The sequence below is a fragment of the Pseudoalteromonas sp. DY56-GL79 genome (genome assembly GCF_041414765.1).
In the GTDB taxonomy this organism is placed as follows: domain Bacteria; phylum Pseudomonadota; class Gammaproteobacteria; order Enterobacterales; family Alteromonadaceae; genus Pseudoalteromonas; species Pseudoalteromonas piscicida.
On record NZ_JANHZS010000011.1, the window covers coordinates 61,344 to 77,717 of the forward strand.

Here is a 16,374-nt window from a genome sequence, read left to right on the forward strand (position 1 = left end):
AGGCGCGCAAGCGCCTCAGATTGTGAGAGAGTAATAAAGTCTCATACCAAGTAATAAAGATTCATACTAAGTATTAAAGTATCATACTAAAATGGCAGCTAGCGAGTCGATACGCTGCCATTTCTAAATCGAAAATGCCCCTTTCCGTGTTAGAACTATTGCTCGTATGAGTTCTGATACGTGTCATTTGACCAAATTATCCTAATCAACTTACTATGCAGTTAAGCACCTACTAGGTAGGCGCAATTTACGTCACATAGATATTTGAGGTGCCATTTTGTTAATGACGAGAAATGAACTTAATGATTTCAGTAAAGAAGCCGATCAACATATCATCAGTCATGATTACGCCTCTTTGGAGAAGTTAATTGAGAGACTCACAAAGCTAGATTTTGACTTTGAACACTCTCTATATGAGGCTCATTACTTCTATACATTAGCAAATTGCTACTCTGTTCTTTATGAAGCTAGAAACGTTGAGTGGTACTCAGATGATTTGATGAAAGCTGTGATTTTTTATCGACAAGCGTTACATAGCATTCCTGAAGTCAATTGGAATGAGGATGTTAACAATGTCCGTGCATATGAAAACCTCAGGTCTATGGTTTTGACTAATCTGGCAAATTGTCTTTCATCTCAAGGAAGAGCTTTCTGTTGTATACCACTCTATGATCAAGCCATCTCGATAAACAATAAGATTGAAGCCATTGCTTCGAAAGCTCGAAACCAACTCTTCTTAGGAGAGTCGCTTTATGATAATGGGCATAAAGAGTATCACTATTTGGTGGCATACCAACTAATAAATGAAGCAATTAACAACATTGATCAACTGTATCCTGAGCAGAGAATAGACCTTGAAGGTGAAGGTTATCTATTGAGATTCAAAGAATGGTTTGAGCAAACGTTTGAAGTCTCTGATTTTGATTATTTTAAAGATAAATTTGATAATTATGAAACAAAAAAGCACAAGCAGTATTTGGAGTGGTGTGCAAGAAACGCGCTTTTTATCAATGACTTAAATGACGTTTGCGAATATGAGATTTCTTATCAAGATGTGCTTACTTTGCCCTCATTCGCTAGAGCTATAAACACATCTCTAAATATGCATGAAGAGCTAGCTTATCACGGCAATTTTGACGAGCTAAAAAATGATTACTGCTATGCTCGTTACCTGATTTTTTCAGCAGAAAGTATACCAAATGATGCCCAGCACTTTTTTAATTCTACCTACCAGCATGTTGATGATATGTCACACTCAATCGACAACTTAAAAATTGGTCACTATAAATCAGCATTTAGAATACTGTATTCACTATTTGATAAATTGGCATACTTTGTGAGTCGTTTTCTCGATTTGAATGAACTCAAAGACGACAAGATGATCAGTATCGATAATCTTTTCAGGGATTTCAAAGCTAAGAACTGGAAGAAGAACTGGAAACCACATCAGAAGCTGAAAGACAGCGATAATCATTTCATTCATGCGTTGTTTTACATATTGAAAGATATTCGAGACGTTACAAACTCCACTTCTGTCTCTAAGTGGATTGATCCAGATGCAAAAGCGTTTGCTGAAATTAGAAATGCAATGGAGCATCGGTCGCTCAAGATTGTCGATGATTTCGGTTATGAACTTACTCAGTCTCATAACAGCTATCATGAAGATGAGCTGAACAAGATAAAGCTAGAGATTTTAAAACTCCAAAACCAATTGAAAGAAGTTTACAGCGCCAAGAAAAAAGCTAAAAAAGATGGTAGCAACTCTCTAATGACTCAGTTTGAAGAGCAAGAAAACACGCTGAACTCAAAAGTATCAATTTTAGAGTCAAAGATTCGTGAGAAAGAAATGCTTTCTTCTCATACACTTTTAATACCTATTAGTCAGTTTGAATCACATTTAATGACATTGATAAAATTGGCTAGAAATTCAATTATGTATCTATCGCTGGCTCTTCATTTCGAAGAGAAAAAACGACCAGATGAAGGGTTATATATACCCATGGATGTGCCATTAAAAGACTAGTAGATCATTGAGGGGGATTCATACTGCTGATTGTAGTGTGTTGGTGAATCTATCTTGCTCAATAGAGGCAAGTTCCCTTATTTAGGGTAGAAAAACTAATCTTAAAGAATCTGTACAGTAATCTGGTCTTAACACGGAAATGTCCAGAAACGTGTTTGAATGGGGCCGATCAATCTGTGGATGCTCAAGACAACCAGTATGATACTTTATTACTCAGTTGTAGCGTGACTCAGACTTTGTAGTAGGAATTAGTATGAATATTTATTTCTGGGCGAGTATCATTTAGAGCACTAGCAGCACTGACACCCACGATTATTTACTCACGATGGTTATGGCAGTTTCGACTTAGCTTTGTACAAGGTTGTTCATTATGTGTATCAAAAGCGCTTCTAAAATAAGGTAGCTGTTGGTGTTTGCTCATTTTTCGACACTAAAACTAGTGTATCACGCACGACAAGGGCGCTGTAATTTGCACAGCTTGAGGGGTTATCGCTAAAGGCGTTATTTGGTTAAGCTAGCAAGCGTTCACAATTTGCTAGATTTGTGCGCCGTCGTTTTTTAAGGGTTCCACAATAAGCTGTGAGTACTTGCTCTCGACCCACCGCGCCGTGGAAAACCCGAGAAAATTGTGTAGTGAGCTTCATCCAGTTATCAGGTTCGATGTTTAGTCGAGACAGAATAGGTTGAGACTCAAAGATGGCACCGCTTTTGTCGGTGCGAATACATTGACCGGTAAGCTCAACTAATTCTATATAAAACTTGAGTTCAAAAGGCAGCCCTTTTGGCATATGTTTTCGGGGGCTTCCCGCAAACCGTAATAGGCTTTTTGGTTGTTTCCCTTGCCTTGCATGGTCGATACGCTTTTTGATACTGGTAAAGTCAGAGGTTTCAGGTGTTGGGGCTAATTTAGCTCGAATAGGGTTTAAGTCAACGTATGTCATACAAGCAGCTAATGCTGCTTCGTCCAGCAAGGGCTGAGATTTAAATCGTCCTTCCCAGAACCGGCCTGTACACTCATCCTCTTTATTTGCTCTACGGGCAATATCCTCGTTGAGTACCCGCATAAACCAACTAATATCAGCCAGTCTTTGTCTGTATTTGGAAGTATATTCACTGAGTATCAACTGCTCCGACTCGCTTAGAGGCTCTTCCTCGATAAACTTCCAAGTTACCCAATTACCTTTAAACAGCTTGTGTCAGCGTATTACAACGGCTTTATCTGATAAGCGCTTGGCCTTTTTATCATCAACGTGCAGAACAAGGTGAGTGTGGTTACTCATCACCGCATAAGCACAGACGTCGATACAGAAAACAGCTGCCAATATCAGGAGCTTTTCTTCAACCCAATCACGGCGATGTTCATAGGATTTTCCGGTCAATTTATCTTCACCGCATAAAAACGCGCGCCTCACGCAACGGGAGATACAGTGGTAGTATTTGGTGTCGGTTAAGCTGATTTGATTTTTACGGGCAGTAGCCATCCTTTGTTTTCCTCAATCCTTTGAGTGCAGAATTAGAGCGTAGACGACTTTTAAAAAAGGCACAAATTAGTGGTGGGTGTCTTTGGTTTACTTGCTCAAAATCAAGATACTAAAGGCGCATTCAGCGCCTTTTTTATAACGGTTCAAATTAATCCGTCTTAAAAATCTCATGACTCATTTCCCCTTATGGGTTTCTGAAGTTTGCATTCTAAAAGCCAAAGCAGAAAACTTATTTATTAAATACAATTTCTTACTAGATATTTTTCTATTTATTTAAATCGTAAGTTTGTGGTACTACGCACTTAAAAAGACAGTATGAGTAACAATCAGGCACAATTCATCAAGACGTCAGGTTTTTTGTATTTGAACTGCTAATGTCAGTGGTTCTTAAATCACCATTAAGGACAAACCATGAAGTCGAATTTAGCTTTACTCACCCTATTATTTTTAAATCTCAGCGGTTGCTCTATGAATCATGCTGAAGATAAAACCAATGTAAAAGAAAGTATGTATTTTGGTGAGCAGCCACCGGGTTTAGTGCCGAAGATCTTTGAGCCTAAAATAGTTTCACCAAACGGGGAGTTTGAAAGCGGTACATTCACGCCAGATATGCAGTCTTTTTACTTCACCAAAGCGATAGGCGAAGACAAAAAGCGAGGCTTCTTTGTTATCCATAAAGAAAATAGTCAGTGGGGAAAGGCGTCAGAAACAGATCTACGTTGGCCGCAGTTTTCTTATGACGGAAACAAAATGTTTATAGGCAAAATGTATCGAGAACGCGAAGGAGATGGTTGGTCAGAGCCTAAAAGCCCTGGCGCGTTCATAAAACATATGGCGCATGGACGATCGGTTTCTGCGAGTGGCACTTATTATTTCACCGGATATAAAGAGCGGGGCATTGTTGGCGCTTTGTATTATTCGCGTCTTATTAACGGGCAGTATGAAGAGCCTATAAAGCTAAGAGACGATATGAATCAAGGAGAGTACATTGCAGGTTCTATGATAGCGCCCGATGAGTCTTATTTGATTTGGAGTGTGCAACGAGCTGAGGGTTTTGGACAATCTGATCTCTATATTAGTTTTAAAAAGCAAGATGGTACTTGGTCAAAGGTTATAAATATGGGGGCTGCAATAAACACGGAGAAACAAGAAAGCTCTCCTCAATTATCACCTGATGGAAAATATTTTTTCTTTAATCGAGGCGATTGGCATGTGAATGGAAGCGGTAAACGTGTTTATGAAGGAAAACAACATTGGGTAGATATCCAAGTGATTAAAAACTTGAGACTAAAAAGTGAGTCTACTTAATTATCTTGTGGTTTCAAACAAAGGCGCATTTGGCGTCTTTTGACTAATATCTATAGGACACGTAACTGTTCAACGAGTATGCTTATTTATGAGTTACATGGTAAGCAACCAAGCTACAAACTGTTTTGCTTCAACAGCATTGCTAAGGCTTACTTTTCTGAAATTTGAATGATCTTTATAAACAACATTTTGTTTGTTTACAGAAATCGATGAAATTGGTGGGGGGGCTTCTATGTCAGGGGCGGAGCATACTTTGATTACTTATAAGCCAAAGAACACCTGTGCCCTAAATTTGTCGTTCCAGCCAGCTGTTTTCAATTTGCTGCGTTGACTCGGTAAGCCGCATTCACACTGCTTGAGCATATTCATTACAAAGCGCCTGAATAGGGCCATATTTTCCACCGCACCATCGAGACAAATTCTTGATGAATCCTCTTTAAATGGGGTTATAAAGACACCCATAATTATTTGTCATCAAAGCTGCACTATCCATACACAACCTAATACGATTTGCATTGGCTTAACCGAAAAACGAAAATGATTTCTGTCCAGCAAACAATACTGACAGCCACTACTATTTGCTTACCATGGTTATGGCAGTTTCGACTTAGCTTTGTACAAGGTTGTTCATTATTCGTATCAAAAGCGCTTCTAAAATAAGGTAGTTGTTGGTGTTTGCTCATTTTTCGACACTAAAACTAGTGTATCACGCACGACAAGGGCGCTGTAATTTGCACAGCTTGAGGGGGTATCGCTAAAGGCGTTATTTGGTTAAGCCAGCAAACGTGCACAATTTGCTAGATTTGTGCGCCGTCGTTTTTTAAGGGTTCCACAATAAGCTGTGAGTACTTGTTCTCGACCCACCGCGCCGTGGAAAACCCGAGAAAATTGTGTAGTGAGCTTCATCCAGTTATCAGGTTCGATGTTTAGTCGAGACAGAATAGGTTGAGACTCAAAGATGGCACCGCTTTTGTCGGTGCGAATACATTGACCGGTAAGCTCAACTAATTCTATATAAAACTTGAGTTCAAAAGGCAGCCCTTTTGGCATATGTTTTCGGGGGCTGCCAGCGAAGCGTAATAGGCTTTTTGGTTGTTTCCCTAATTTCGCATGGTCAATGCGCTTTTTGATGCTGGTGTAGTCTGAGGTTTCAGGCGTTGCGGCGATTTTGGCTCTAATTGGGTTTAGGTCTACGTAAGCGAGACAAGCAGCCAGTGCTGCCTCATCCAGTAATGCTTGGGATTTAAACCGTCCTTCCCAAAACCGACCTGTACAATTATCTTCGTTATTTGCTCGGCGGGCGATGTCTTCGTTAAGTACCCGCATAAACCAGCTAATATCTGCGAGCCTTTCTCTGTACTCATCAACCAACTCGTCGAATATCAATTGTTCCGACTCGCTGAGAGGCTCTCCTTCAATAAACTTTTGGCTTATCCAATTACCTTTAAACAACTTGTGCCACCGCATCACAATCGCTTCATCCGAAAGACGCTTAGCCTTTTTATCATCAACATATAAAACAATGTGAGTGTGATTACTCATCACAGCATGAGCACAGATATCAATACAAAACACAGACCCCAACATCAATAGCTTCTCTTCAACCCAATCCCGGCGATGTTCGTATGATTTTCCGGTGAATTTATCTTCACCACACAGAAAGGCACGCCTCACGCAACGGGAGATACAGTGGTAGTATTTGGTGTCGGTTAAGCTGATTTGGTTTTTACGGGCAGTAGCCATCCTTTGTTTTCCTCAATCCTTTGAGTGCAGAATTAGAGCGTAGACGACTTTTTTAAAAAAGGCACAAATTAGTGGAGGGTGTCTTTGATTTACACACAGAGGGTGTCTTTGATTTACACACACTAACCTTATTGACTATCTGTGGTAAGTACTAAGCACTAAGCTCTGCAACATATCTGTGGTAGCCGTTTTCTTCTAGAGCTTCGATTATATCGGCAACGGGGAATGCTGTGTCCCGGGCTATTAATGCGGTAATGGTGTCTGCGTGTGCTTGTTCAAATTGAATCTTAAACTAGTTACGTGGTGTGTTAAAAAATATTTAAACTTGTTTTGTTTTATTTAAATTTGTTGTGTGTTAAGTTTGCAATGCCTTAGATTTCAAGGGCTTTTCTAATAAATGAACTTAATAAATGTATAAAGGAATAATATACAATGAAAGCATTAAACAAAGTTTTGGGTGCAACCGTTTTAGCGTTAGGTGTATCTGCAGGGTCGGCTTCTGCTGCTGAAGTAAAAATCACAGAAGTAGATTATGGTAGCGTGGTCATCCAAACTGCTGAAGTTGTGTTAAACCACAGCCAAGCAGGCACTTTCTCTATGAATGTGAGCGAAAACCATTTAACGGTAAATGCTCAAGACTCTAATGGACGTAAGTTCCGCTGCGTAATGAATGGCACTGTAAGCTACAGCGATCCTACTATTCTTGAAAGAGTAACAAACATCGCAGCGACAATCTCTGAAGGCGACAGAGTACAATTTGAGGTGCAAAAAAATGTATTACCTCAAGTTTGTCATGTTAAAAAAATGCTAAGCTTCTAAGCCTTGCTATTTCGCAATGGAAAGTGTGTACACCTTCCATTGCTTTAGGTACTTTTTCTCACATCCATATACAGAGTGTCTATTTACCGTTAATTTTGACTACCCAGTGATAAAAGCTTGGGCAAAGTCATGACGGCTATATCTTATCAAACCACTGAATTATGCAATGACCCACTAAAAGTTGATTCAAGTAGGTAGGCAATAAATAAGTATCCTCTCGATCCTTTCAATTTTTTGATGATTCTCACTTTAATTACCATATAGGCGATAAAGGGACTATATCTACCGCTTTTGCCAACCATCCTTGATACTGTGTAAATACCTGTTTGGTGTAAGCTTGCTGATGATGAAAATCGAATGCGGCTTGATCGATGAAGCGCTCAACTAAGGTAAGCTGGGTGCGGTTTTCATTTTCATAAAGTTCAAAGCGTAAACATCCTACTTCTGCTCGAGTGGCTGGCAAGATCTCTTGAATGGCGTTAATACAATCTTGATAGTGCTCGGTTTTAGGCGTGATATGGGCGATAAAGTTGACGTTATTGTGGCTGTTGGCCATGATATTTCTCCATAATGCGTTTAGTAACGGCGGTAACTGGGGCTGATAAAACATAGGCGGCGATGAACGAGGCCGGCCAAGCATTAGCAAAGGCATGCGCCCATCGCGTGGTGAAGTCTGCCACTAATCCCAAATTGATGTACGTGACCCATCCAGACACCATAAACGACAGGCACAATGACAGCAGTAATGTAAAAATGAGTTTTTGCATGTTTCCTCCTTTGGCTGTTGGTATGATTGTAGGGAGTTGCCAGCCGATCAGAATGGCAAAAATGGAAAGCTAAGATTGCGGAGATAACCATGCTAGATGACTTACGACTCTTTGTTGAGGTAAGCCGCCGAGGAAGTTTTGCGAAAGCGGCAGAAGACCTTGGCATAGGCGCGCCGACCTTATCTAAGCGGATGTTAGCGCTGGAAGAAAAACTCGGTTATCCGCTCTTACTGCGTAGCGCCAGAGGACTTACATTAACGAATCATGGTCAGGCGGTGGTGGATAAAATGGCGGAGTCTTTGCTCGCCTTACAAGCGCAAAGTGAGGCGTTATCAACACTAGAAGCGTCTACTTTTCACCTGTTATGCCCGCAAAACTTAATGATTGGTCCTTTGTATAATGCGCTGCAATCGTTTCAGGCCCAGCATCCTGAGATCCAATTGCATGTGGAGCCTGCTAATAGCGTGGCCTTACTCAGCCAAAAGCGGTTTGATTTAACCGTGCGAGTTGGGGAGCTGGATGATTCAAGCGTCTATCAAAAGCGGCTGGGGCAAATTGCGGTAAGAGCGGTGGTAGCCAAGAATATTGCGACTACAAAAACCTTGTTTTTGCCCTTTAAAGCATCGCAACTACCCGCAACCGATGAGTGGCGAGCACTGCTGGCGCAGTTTAGCCACGTCTCTTATGTGGGTGATATTACCTTAGTGCGTAAATTGGTAAGCTCGGCTAACGGTGCGGGCGTATTGCCGATGACAGAAATTGCAGCGTTGGCAGCGCAATCTCAAACCGCATTTAGCTATATCGGTGACTGCCAATTTACTCGCAACATCTACGCGCTTTGGCCAAATCAACGGACTCCACCGACTTACACCAGAGATTTTATTGAGTTACTGCAAATGCGGTGTCAGGAGCTTGATTATCTGCAAGGGGCAGTTTTATCTTTGAACTGAACACTGCCACAACCGCATTTTTATCCTAAGCTCAGATTTCGCTCAAAATGCACAATATCGACATCAGGCTTTAGTTTATAGAGCTGTGCTAACCGTCCGCCTGACTTGACCTTTTCATCCAGTGCTTCAAACATGTTTGAGGCTTCAATTCGTCTTACCAAGCTCTTGCGCTGAATGGGTTTGGCGATAATGGCTTCAATGGCGGTTTTGAGTTGTCCAATGGTAAATTGATCAGGCAAACAATAAACCGGGATCATGGAATATAACGCCTTTTGCTGCAGCCTTGCCTTGGCCTTTTCAATAATGTGTTTATGATCAAAAGCCACGGCGAGATCTGGGATCTCGCTAAGATCCACCCATCTCACATCATCTACCGAGTCAATTTGCGTTGCCACTTGCTGAGGTGAAATCAAGGCGTAATAAACCAAGGTGACACTAAAGCCTCGCGGATCACGGTTGATCCCAGAAAAGGCCTGAAGTTGCTCTAGGTATTGTGGGGCGACACTGGTTTTCTCTTTGATCTTACGTAGCGCGCTCATATCCGTGTTGTCATCCAGTTCAACATCAACAAACCCTCCAGGTAATCCCCAGCGGCCTTTAAAGGGAGCGTTAGCGCGTTTCACCAGCAGCACTTTTAAGCTGTCCTGCAAAATTGTAAATAGCACGCTGTCTACCGTGAACAGTGGGTTTTGGTATTGGGTTAAATCGTAATCAGGGCTCATGATATTTTTAGTTTGTGTCTTTTAGACACAATAAACAATTGTGGCCAGTATGGCAAATATACTGAATATCCCTATGTTAAAAATAAACATTAAATGTCTTTTAGACATAAAGTTGTTGATTGATCAAAAAATGTTTGATACCTTATTTGTGTCTTAGGGACATTATTAAGGAAAGGTTATGAAAGTCACGAGTTATGAATTCTCTGGAAACAAAAAAGATGTTAAATATGAAGCGTTTACCTTCTCTGGTGGGGAAGAGCATGTTCGTTTCAAAGCATTTGATTTCCGTGATTGCGAAAAAGTTCAAATCACAGCCAGAGTGACCAATTCTTCTCATATCATGCGTTTACTGATGGCGGTGGATGCATTGAAGCGACTTTGTTTGGCGCGGACGCCAATAGAACTAGTGTTACCCTATTTCCCCTACGCGCGCCAAGACAGAGTATGCGTATCGGGTGAGGCGCTAGGTGCAAAAGTGATGGCGTCACTTATCAATCAACTGGCGCTAGACAAAGTAACCGTGTGGGATGCACATAGCGAGGTTGTACCTGCACTCCTTGAGCGAGTGGAGAATGTTGAGCAAACGACATTGATATCTCAGTGTCCGGCTTTACAGCAACAGTTACAGTGCGGTGCACTTAGTTTAGTCTCACCAGATGCTGGAGCGAGTAAAAAAACACTGAAAATTGCGCAGCATTTTGGTGGTGAAGTTGAGGTGATCCAAGCACAAAAAGTACGTAACCTTAAAACGGGGGAGATTGTACAAACGCAGGTACTTGGTGAGGTAAAGGGTAAAGATTTACTGATCGTTGATGATATTTGCGATGGTGGCAGAACCTTCACTGAACTTGCTAAGGTACTAAAAGCACAAGGCGCTAACTCAATTGCGCTTTACGTAACACACGGTATTTTCTCTCAAGGATTAGGCGTTTTTAGTGGACTGATCGATACCGTTTACACGACTAATTCGTGCCGTGATAAAGGCGACTTAGCCGAGCACCACGATGTGCAACTCAACATGATTGAATTATAAGGAACATTGCCATGACAATTACCGCAGCAAGTATGCAAAAAGACGTATATAAAGAATTTCACAGCCGCGCTTATCACCCCGAAGTAACAGAGGTTTATGCAAACTTTACTTCGCGTAGCGGCAAACTAAGCAATGTTGCAAATAACGATAAAGTGGCTTTTGTGGGGCTGCAGTATTTTATCAAAAGTTACTTACAAGAAGAGTGGCAAGACTTTTTTGCAGCAGACAAGCACACCGCTGTGGCAAATCATAGACGGATCATGACAGCAATGTTGGGCTATCCTGTAGACGTGGGTTATCTCGAGGCGCTACACGACTTGGGCTATTTACCGCTGAGGATTAAAGCGCTGTCAGAAGGGACTTTAGTACCGTATCAGGTACCACCCATCACTGTGGTCAATACTAAGCCTGGATTTGAATGGCTAACCAATATGATTGAGACGGTATTAAGCTGCGAAAACTGGCCAATCCAAACGAGCGCTACCACCTCAGTTGCATATTTAAAAGTGTTCCGAGAATTTGCTCAAAAAACCGGTTTACCTCAGGAGATTGTGCCGTTTCAGGGTCATGACTTTAGTTTTCGTGGCATGTTTGGTAAGCACGCTGCGGCTATGAGTGGTTTCGGTCACCTCGCGGCTGGTCTTGTAGGGACGGATACCATCCCAGCAGTACTATTTGCTGAAAAGTACTATGGCGCGGATGTCGACAAAGAGCTGGTTGGCTGCTCAGTAGATGCAACCGAGCACTCTGTAACCTGTTCTTGGATCCAAGAAGGTGAAATCGAGTTTTTCCAATATTTGATGCGTGAGCAGTCACCGACTGGGATCCTCAGTGTGGTCTCTGATACTTGGGATTTTTGGAAGCTAGTCACTGAGTATTTGCCAGAATTAAAAGCAGAGATCATGGCGCGTGATGGCACTGTGGTGATCCGTCCAGACTCCGGAGATCCGGTGAAAATCCTGACTGGGTATTGTGTCTCACCAGTATCAGAATATAGCGAATTGGTTGACTCTCAGCAGCAAGCGCAAGAAATGGCAATGACAGATGGCTTTGAAGCGTATCGTTGGCAGGGAAATTACTATTCAGTCGAACCACATTCAACGCAGCTGCAAGAGTGTGAAGTAAAAGGACTGATAGAATGTCTCTGGGATACCTTTGGTGGCACTGTGACTGATAAAGGCTTTAAATTGCTAGATGAGCATATTGGCGCAATATATGGCGATGCAATTACCCTTGAGCGTCAGCGTCAAATTCTACAGCGACTGATGGATAAAGGATTTGCGTCCAAAGTGGTGCTTGGTATTGGCTCATACAGCTACCAATATGTCACTCGCGATACCCATGGCTCTGCGGTAAAAGCAACTAGTGTGGTTAAAAACAACCAGCGTGTGGCAATTTTTAAAGAGCCAAAAACCGACAGCAAAAAGCGCTCAGCAAAGGGACTGCTCAAAGTAGAACGCGTAAACGGTGAGTTGATCTGCAAGGACAATGTGACCGAGGAAGAAGAAAAGCAAGGTTTGTTAGAAGTGGTGTTTGAAGATGGAAAATTACTAAAGGAAACCACTTTGAGTGAGATCAGAGCTTTGATCGGCGCGCAAATTAGTTAGATTCCATTGTTGTTCTCAATTATCTTTTGGTCGCGATAGGTTCCAGCCATCGCGACTTTTGTACTTCACAATTGTACATCTAATAATTACAATCAGTACAAAAAGCGCCTCCCTATGTCTGACCAATATACAGTTTTATATGTAGAAGATGACCCAAGCAGTGCTGAGATCTTACGTTTATATCTGGCACAAGCGGATATGCAGGTTGTCTATTTCGATAACGCCCCAGATGCCCATAGGGCACTGCAAAACCTAACATTTCAACTCGCTATTTTAGATGTCATGCTACCCGGCGGTGATGGTCGTGAGCTACTAAAAAACGCCGTTGCGCGCAACATTCCTACCATTATGGTGACCGCCAAAGTATCTGAAACCGATCGTCTTGAAGGGTTTGAGCTTGGTGCGGACGATTATGTATGTAAGCCTTACAGCCCACGAGAAGTGATCTCACGAGCAAAAGCACTATGTAAACGCAGCTATCGTGGTCAGCAGAGTGCCGCTTTGTTGTTTGATGGCTTAAGTATCAATCTTGAGAGCAAATCGGTGACGGTAACACAGCAAACACCAGCGTTAACGGCTGTGGAGTTCGAGTTATTACTGACTATGGCCAAGCAGCCGCAACAAGTATTTAGCCGCGCGCAATTAATCGAACAAGTATGGGGAAGTGATGCGCCTATTACGGATCGGGCAGTCGATACTCACTTGGCTAACTTGCGTAAAAAACTAGGTGACAGTAAGGCTGAGCCCAAGTTTATCGCCACTCGTTACGGGCAAGGCTATCAATTTATCGCGCGTAAGGTGTCTTCATGAAGCTAAAAACCAAATTTACCTTACTCGTGGCGCTTTGTACCTTTGCGCTACTCGGGAGCTTCTATCAGCTATCTAAAAACTCAGCCGAGCGCACTTTTTTAGCATTTAATAAGCAAAGTGCGGTGACGTTTGGTGATTCATTGCTTGATGATGACTTAGTGGAAGAAGCATTGACTGGCAAAACCTTTGCGAGCCCAGAAGCGACGCTAACGTTTTTAGCATCAACCTTTCCTGAGCAGTTATTTATTTGGCGAGATGCTAACTCAACAGCGGATGTAAAAATCCTCAGCCCCGAGCTCACCATAGACTACGAACATGTCAAATCCGGTCATCAATTTGCTATCCATCATCCCGGTGTCGCGGCGTTTGTGGTGCAATTTAATGAGGCGCAATATGCGTTATCACCACATGGTGAGTTGTTTTGGTTACCTGAGGTATTGCTAGATAGGTCGTTTGAAAAGGAAGCGCTGCAGCAAGCTATGCTGGACGATTTTATGCTTACTTTGGTCATCTTATCGATTATTGCAGCATTACTGGCTTGGTTGGGTTCATGGTACTTTTTGTCGCCACTTAAACAGCTCAAACGTAGCTTTAAGGCGATAGAATCGGGCGAGTTAGACACCCGCTTAGCGCTAAAACGCCATGATGAAGTGGGTGAAATCATTAGTAGCTTCAATAATCTTGCTGCTTGGCTACAAGGTTTGCATCAGCAGTATAAACAAATGAATTCCGACTTATCTCATGAGCTTAGAACACCACTTAACGGCATTCGTTCGCGCTTGGAGGCGATGGAAGACGGTATAGTCCCGATGGATAAGGCTCAGTTAGCGGTGATAACCCAAGACCTTCACAACGTTAACCGTATTATCGACGACTTGTGTTTATTATCATTAACCGAGTCAAAGCAGCTGACTTTGTCACCTGCACAGGTGAATGTCTCTGAGTTGATGACTTCGCTTTTGGTGCGTTATCAAGCGCAAGCTGAGGAGCAAGGTGTGGCGTTGACAGCGGATATTCAAGCGGGCGTAACGGTGACACTCGATGCTGGAAGAGTCAGACAGATAGTGGTGAATCTACTCGATAATGCGTTTAAATACGGCGCTGATGGCGGCATTGTGATGCTACATCTACATTATCAGGACAATGAACTGGTTATCACGGTCACTGACCGCGGGCAGGGTATGTCTCCTACTCAATTAACACAAGTATTTGAACGTTTTTACCGAGTGCAGGCATCACGCCATGATACATCCAGTTTGGGGCTCGGCTTACCAATTTGCCGTCAACTTGCTGAACTGATGGGCGCGACATTGACCGCGACCAGTACTGAAAATCAAGGCGCTAGCTTTTCAATTCGGTTTTCTCGACTAACTTGATAATTGCTTGACAATTGCTCGGCATAGTTAGCTCAACAACGACATCAACAGTTTGAGAGCAAGATTATGAGAGCAATTATTTTATCAGCATTGGCATTTACCACCGTTGGCTGTGGGAACACCGCGTCTACCGCGCCACAAACGCTAACCTTACCGATGAAATATACCGAGAAAGGTCATGCCTATGTGATGGCAACGCTTAACCATACGGTTACCCATCCTATGATTTTAGATAGTGCTGCGAATGTTGGTATTTTACCGGTTAATCTGAAAGCAGCACTAGCCTTGCCTGAAGACAAGCTAAGCAAAATGGACGTGCAAGGCGCAAGTGGCAGCTCAGAGCTAGTATTGGCAACGATAGACCACACCAGCGTCGGTCACTTTGCAATTGAGTCGCTTCCTTATGTATTTAAAGATATGACCCGCTTAGATGTGGAAGGCGTCTTGCCTGGAATTTTGGGGCATGGATACATGTCGCAATATTGTAATGTGTTTGATTTTAAAAATAATGAACTGAGTTTGTATCAAGGGGCTTGCCCAAATAGCGTGACACAAGGCTTAGAGAGTGAAAGTTTTAAAATAGATAATAATTTCATCAAGCTAACTGCAAGTTTTAATGGCGAAGAGGTAGACGCCGTGCTTGATACCGGCGCCCCAACCAACTACATCAATTCACACTTGGCCAATAAACTGGCATTAACGCTGGGCGAAGAAGACATCAGCCGAGGGTTAAACGACCAAGCAACTAAAAAGGTGGCCATAGAATCACTGCGTTTTAGCTTAGGTGGCAGGGAAATCATCAATACTGAAAGTCACTTATCGGATATGCCAGTGTTTGAGGTGCTTGGATATAAAGACGAGCCGTTTATCCTGCTGGGTTTAAGTAATTTCAACGATGATAAGCTAATTATCGACTACGCTGAGAACAAAATTTACTTTTGATCCCAACGCTGCTGGCTTGACCCGACCAGTCAGTAGCTAATTAAATTTCATATTAATTTAGACAGTTATTGTGTTTACTATAGCGAATAGTTATTTGAATGATCATTCAAGTAAGGTTAGTCTAGCACCCAATGAGTGGTTACCCTGATATTAGTTAGATCTCGGGTTATACCAATACAAAATGCACCAAGAGGAGCAACTGATGACTGACTTTACAATCCATACTGTAGAAACTGCACCACAAAAAGGTAAACCACTACTTGAGAAATCCCAGCAAGCGTTTGGACGTATTCCGAATCTTCATGGTGTGATGGCGGAATCACCAGAGCATCTGCATGGCTATCAAGTGTTACATGAGGCTTTTTTAAATAGCTCGTTTAATAACGATGAAAAAACCGTGGTGTGGCAAGCGATTAATGTAGAACATGAATGTCACTACTGTGTGCCGGCTCACTCTGCCATCGCAAAATCAATGAAAGTAAGTGATGAATTGGTCAAAGCGCTGCGTGAGCAAGCACCACTTGGCGATGAGAAACTAGAAGTGCTGCGTGCCACTACACTTGAAATGCTGCGCGAGCGTGGCAAGTTGAGCGATGCAAAAACGAAAGCGTTTTTTGCCGCAGGTTATACTAAACAAAATCTGCTGGAAATTATCTTAGCGTTAAGTCAAAAAGTGATGAGTAACTACGTGAATCATATCGCGCATACTCCGCTGGATGATGCTTTTAAAGCGTTTAGCTGATCAGTAGAGAGGCATTTAGCCTCTCTACTAGGTATTTACTCGCTTTCCAAA

At 42.4% G+C, this 16,374-nt stretch carries 14 protein-coding genes and 2 pseudogenes; 10 read left to right on the top strand and 6 right to left on the bottom strand.

The features are described from left to right. Positions 1–283: 283 nt before the first annotated feature. A complete protein-coding gene (locus tag NO992_RS09615; protein WP_371376488.1) occupies positions 284–2,023 on the top strand; it encodes an LA2681 family HEPN domain-containing protein in 1,740 nt (579 codons plus the stop codon). 509 nt (positions 2,024–2,532) lie between these two features. Here the strand turns inward: NO992_RS09615 and NO992_RS09620 are convergent. After that, positions 2,533–3,504, bottom strand: a pseudogene (locus NO992_RS09620) (transposase). A gap of 411 nt (positions 3,505–3,915) precedes the next feature. Here NO992_RS09620 and NO992_RS09625 point away from each other — a divergent pair. Further along, on the top strand, positions 3,916–4,812 hold the full coding sequence (locus NO992_RS09625) for a hypothetical protein (protein WP_253105889.1): 897 nt from the start codon (positions 3,916–3,918) through the stop codon (positions 4,810–4,812). A 261-nt stretch (positions 4,813–5,073) separates the two neighbouring features. Here NO992_RS09625 and NO992_RS09630 read toward each other — a convergent pair. Beyond that, a pseudogene (locus NO992_RS09630) lies at positions 5,074–5,253 on the bottom strand (transposase); the annotation flags it as partial. A 330-nt stretch (positions 5,254–5,583) separates the two neighbouring features. Then, the gene (locus NO992_RS09635; protein ID WP_371376491.1) at positions 5,584–6,555 is read right to left on the bottom strand and encodes a transposase; all 972 of its coding nucleotides are present in this window, start codon (positions 6,553–6,555) and stop codon (positions 5,584–5,586) included. 432 nt (positions 6,556–6,987) lie between these two features. Between NO992_RS09635 and NO992_RS09640 the strand changes: the two genes are divergently transcribed. Beyond that, positions 6,988–7,374, top strand: coding sequence for a hypothetical protein (locus tag NO992_RS09640; protein ID WP_010376585.1), 387 nt, complete (start codon positions 6,988–6,990; stop codon positions 7,372–7,374). 253 nt (positions 7,375–7,627) lie between these two features. Here the strand turns inward: NO992_RS09640 and NO992_RS09645 are convergent, their stop codons facing one another. Next, the gene (locus NO992_RS09645) at positions 7,628–7,930 is read right to left on the bottom strand and encodes a putative quinol monooxygenase (RefSeq protein ID WP_371376494.1); all 303 of its coding nucleotides are present in this window, start codon (positions 7,928–7,930) and stop codon (positions 7,628–7,630) included. Beyond that, on the bottom strand, positions 7,911–8,141 hold the full coding sequence (locus NO992_RS09650) for a DUF2798 domain-containing protein (RefSeq protein ID WP_010606951.1): 231 nt from the start codon (positions 8,139–8,141) through the stop codon (positions 7,911–7,913). Before NO992_RS09650 ends, NO992_RS09645 begins: the two co-directional genes overlap by 20 nt. A gap of 89 nt (positions 8,142–8,230) precedes the next feature. On the opposite strand from NO992_RS09650, the gene NO992_RS09655 reads away from it, so the two are divergent. Continuing rightward, positions 8,231–9,091: a LysR family transcriptional regulator gene (locus NO992_RS09655; protein WP_371376497.1), complete on the top strand. Its 861-nt coding sequence runs from the start codon at positions 8,231–8,233 to the stop codon at positions 9,089–9,091. 20 nt (positions 9,092–9,111) lie between these two features. Here NO992_RS09655 and NO992_RS09660 read toward each other — a convergent pair whose 3' ends face one another. Beyond that, positions 9,112–9,813, bottom strand: a complete 702-nt coding sequence (locus NO992_RS09660) for an NUDIX domain-containing protein (RefSeq protein ID WP_010376576.1) — start codon at positions 9,811–9,813, stop codon at positions 9,112–9,114. 178 nt (positions 9,814–9,991) lie between these two features. Between NO992_RS09660 and prs the strand changes: the two genes are divergently transcribed. From prs to NO992_RS09690, 6 genes are all read left to right on the top strand, one after another. Continuing rightward, positions 9,992–10,846, top strand: coding sequence for a ribose-phosphate diphosphokinase (prs, locus tag NO992_RS09665; protein ID WP_371376501.1), 855 nt, complete (start codon positions 9,992–9,994; stop codon positions 10,844–10,846). Positions 10,847–10,857: 11 nt separating this feature from the next. Next, positions 10,858–12,453, top strand: a complete 1,596-nt coding sequence (locus NO992_RS09670; RefSeq protein ID WP_371376504.1) for a nicotinate phosphoribosyltransferase — start codon at positions 10,858–10,860, stop codon at positions 12,451–12,453. Between the two features lie 114 nt (positions 12,454–12,567). Beyond that, positions 12,568–13,263, top strand: coding sequence for a response regulator transcription factor (locus NO992_RS09675; protein ID WP_371376507.1), 696 nt, complete (start codon positions 12,568–12,570; stop codon positions 13,261–13,263). Continuing rightward, a complete protein-coding gene (locus NO992_RS09680; RefSeq protein ID WP_371376510.1) occupies positions 13,260–14,639 on the top strand; it encodes a sensor histidine kinase in 1,380 nt (459 codons plus the stop codon). Before NO992_RS09675 ends, NO992_RS09680 begins: the two co-directional genes overlap by 4 nt. A 66-nt stretch (positions 14,640–14,705) precedes the next feature. Further along, positions 14,706–15,581, top strand: a complete 876-nt coding sequence (locus NO992_RS09685; protein WP_371376513.1) for a retropepsin-like aspartic protease — start codon at positions 14,706–14,708, stop codon at positions 15,579–15,581. A 202-nt stretch (positions 15,582–15,783) separates the two neighbouring features. Further along, entirely contained in the window at positions 15,784–16,323 is a 540-nt protein-coding gene (locus NO992_RS09690; RefSeq protein WP_253105881.1) for a carboxymuconolactone decarboxylase family protein, read from the top strand. The last annotated feature ends 51 nt before the right edge of the window (positions 16,324–16,374 follow it).

Bases quoted from the DNA above. Each gene is read 5' to 3' on its own strand.
- NO992_RS09650 (WP_010606951.1), bottom strand. From the start codon at position 8,141: ATGCAAAAACTCATTTTTACATTACTGCTGTCATTGTGCCTGTCGTTT.
- NO992_RS09675 (WP_371376507.1), top strand. From the start codon at position 12,568: ATGTCTGACCAATATACAGTTTTATATGTAGAAGATGACCCAAGCAGT.
- prs (WP_371376501.1), top strand. From the start codon at position 9,992: ATGAAAGTCACGAGTTATGAATTCTCTGGAAACAAAAAAGATGTTAAA.
- NO992_RS09655 (WP_371376497.1), top strand. From the start codon at position 8,231: ATGCTAGATGACTTACGACTCTTTGTTGAGGTAAGCCGCCGAGGAAGT.
- NO992_RS09645 (WP_371376494.1), bottom strand. From the start codon at position 7,930: ATGGCCAACAGCCACAATAACGTCAACTTTATCGCCCATATCACGCCT.
- NO992_RS09670 (WP_371376504.1), top strand. From the start codon at position 10,858: ATGACAATTACCGCAGCAAGTATGCAAAAAGACGTATATAAAGAATTT.
- NO992_RS09660 (WP_010376576.1), bottom strand. From the start codon at position 9,813: ATGAGCCCTGATTACGATTTAACCCAATACCAAAACCCACTGTTCACG.
- NO992_RS09685 (WP_371376513.1), top strand. From the start codon at position 14,706: ATGAGAGCAATTATTTTATCAGCATTGGCATTTACCACCGTTGGCTGT.
- NO992_RS09680 (WP_371376510.1), top strand. From the start codon at position 13,260: ATGAAGCTAAAAACCAAATTTACCTTACTCGTGGCGCTTTGTACCTTT.
- NO992_RS09625 (WP_253105889.1), top strand. From the start codon at position 3,916: ATGAAGTCGAATTTAGCTTTACTCACCCTATTATTTTTAAATCTCAGC.
- NO992_RS09615 (WP_371376488.1), top strand. From the start codon at position 284: ATGACGAGAAATGAACTTAATGATTTCAGTAAAGAAGCCGATCAACAT.
- NO992_RS09690 (WP_253105881.1), top strand. From the start codon at position 15,784: ATGACTGACTTTACAATCCATACTGTAGAAACTGCACCACAAAAAGGT.
- NO992_RS09640 (WP_010376585.1), top strand. From the start codon at position 6,988: ATGAAAGCATTAAACAAAGTTTTGGGTGCAACCGTTTTAGCGTTAGGT.
- NO992_RS09635 (WP_371376491.1), bottom strand. From the start codon at position 6,555: ATGGCTACTGCCCGTAAAAACCAAATCAGCTTAACCGACACCAAATAC.